The sequence below is a fragment of the Izhakiella australiensis genome (assembly GCF_002006995.1).
GTDB classification, from domain to species: domain Bacteria; phylum Pseudomonadota; class Gammaproteobacteria; order Enterobacterales; family Enterobacteriaceae; genus Izhakiella; species Izhakiella australiensis.
The window spans coordinates 1-2,397 of the sequence record NZ_MRUL01000051.1; the positions used below are offsets into that span (position 1 = coordinate 1).

Below are 2,397 nucleotides of genomic sequence, written 5' to 3' on the forward strand. Positions count from 1 at the left end.
ATTCTCTCATCCGCTTTCGCAGAACGCCTCTGGCGTTGTAAGGTTAAGCCTCACGGGTCATTAGTACCGGTCAGCTCAACGCATCGCTGCGCTTACACATCCGGCCTATCAACGTCGTCGTCTTCAACGTCCCTTCAGGACTCTCAAGGAGTCAGGGAGAACTCATCTCGGGGCAAGTTTCGTGCTTAGATGCTTTCAGCACTTATCTCTTCCGCACTTAGCTACCGGGCAGTGCCATTGGCATGACAACCCGTACACCAGTGGTGCGTCCACTCCGGTCCTCTCGTACTAGGAGCAGCCCCCCTCAGTTCTCCAGCGCCCACGGCAGATAGGGACCGAACTGTCTCACGACGTTCTAAACCCAGCTCGCGTACCACTTTAAATGGCGAACAGCCATACCCTTGGGACCTGCTGCAGCCCCAGGATGTGATGAGCCGACATCGAGGTGCCAAACACCGCCGTCGATATGAACTCTTGGGCGGTATCAGCCTGTTATCCCCGGAGTACCTTTTATCCGTTGAGCGATGGCCCTTCCATTCAGAACCACCGGATCACTAAGACCTGCTTTCGCACCTGCTCGAGCCGTCACTCTCGCAGTCAAACGGGCTTATGCCTTTGCACTAACCTCACGATGTCCGACCGTGATTAGCCCATCTTCGTGCTCCTCCGTTACGCTTTGGGAGGAGACCGCCCCAGTCAAACTACCCACCAGACACTGTCCCCGCGCCGGATCACGGCGCAAGGTTAGAACATCAAACATTAAAGGGTGGTATTTCAAGGTTGGCTCCGCGCAGACTGGCGTCCACGCTTCATAGCCTCCCACCTATCCTGCACATCAAGGCTCAATGTTCAGTGTCAAGCTGTAGTAAAGGTTCACGGGGTCTTTCCGTCTTGCCGCGGGTACACTGCATCTTCACAGCGAGTTCAATTTCACTGAGTCCCGGGTGGAGACAGCCTGGCCATCATTACGCCATTCGTGCAGGTCGGAACTTACCCGACAAGGAATTTCGCTACCTTAGGACCGTTATAGTTACGGCCGCCGTTTACCGGGGCTTCGATCAGGAGCTTCTCTTGCGATAACCCCATCAATTAACCTTCCGGCACCGGGCAGGCGTCACACCGTATACGTCCACTTTCGTGTTTGCACAGTGCTGTGTTTTTAATAAACAGTTGCAGCCAGCTGGTATCTGCGACTGGCTTCGGCTCGGGGAGCGAGTCCCTCCACCTACGCGCCAGCGTGCCTTCTCCCGAAGTTACGGCACCATTTTGCCTAGTTCCTTCACCCGGGTTCTCTCAAGCGCCTTGGTATTCTCTACCTGACCACCTGTGTCGGTTTCGGGTACGATTTCGTGTTACCTGGAGCTTAGAGGCTTTTCCTGGAAGCAGGGCATTTGTCACTTCAGCGCCGTAGCGCCTCGTCATCACGCCTCAGTGTTAAAGCGCTCCGGATTTGCCTGGAGCACACACCTGCACGCTTAAACCGGGACAACCGTCGCCCGGATGACATAGCCTTCTCCGTCCCCCCTTCGCAGTAACACCAAGTACGGGAATATTAACCCGTTTCCCATCGACTACGCCTTTCGGCCTCGCCTTAGGGGTCGACTCACCCTGCCCCGATTAACGTTGGACAGGAACCCTTGGTCTTCCGGCGAGCGGGCTTTTCACCCGCTTTATCGTTACTTATGTCAGCATTCGCACTTCTGATACCTCCAGCAGCCCTCACAGGCCACCTTCGACGGCTTACAGAACGCTCCCCTACCCAACGGCACTTGCGTGCCGCTGCCGCAGCTTCGGTGCATGGTTTAGCCCCGTTACATCTTCCGCGCAGGCCGACTCGACCAGTGAGCTATTACGCTTTCTTTAAATGATGGCTGCTTCTAAGCCAACATCCTGGCTGTCTGGGCCTTCCCACATCGTTTCCCACTTAACCATGACTTCGGGACCTTAGCTGGCGGTCTGGGTTGTTTCCCTCTTCACGACGGACGTTAGCACCCGCCGTGTGTCTCCCGTGATAACATTCTCCGGTATTCGCAGTTTGCATCGGGTTGGTAAGCCGGGATGGCCCCCTAGCCGAAACAGTGCTCTACCCCCGGAGATGAGTTCACGAGGCGCTACCTAAATAGCTTTCGGGGAGAACCAGCTATCTCCCGGTTTGATTGGCCTTTCACCCCCAGCCACAGGTCATCCGCTAATTTTTCAACATTAGTCGGTTCGGTCCTCCAGTTAGTGTTACCCAACCTTCAACCTGCCCATGGCTAGATCACCGGGTTTCGGGTCTGTACCCTGCAACTTAGCGCCCGGTTAAGACTCGGTTTCCCTACGGCTCCCCTATACGGTTAACCTTGCTACAGAATACAAGTCGCTGACCCATTATACAAAAGGTACGCAGTCACCCCA

At 55.4% G+C, this 2,397-nt stretch carries 1 rRNA gene; it reads right to left on the bottom strand.

Going from position 1 to position 2,397, the window contains the following annotated elements:
- Positions 1 to 39 precede the first annotated feature (39 nt).
- Positions 40 to 2,397: ribosomal RNA gene (locus BTJ39_RS24145) — 23S ribosomal RNA — on the bottom strand; the annotation flags it as partial.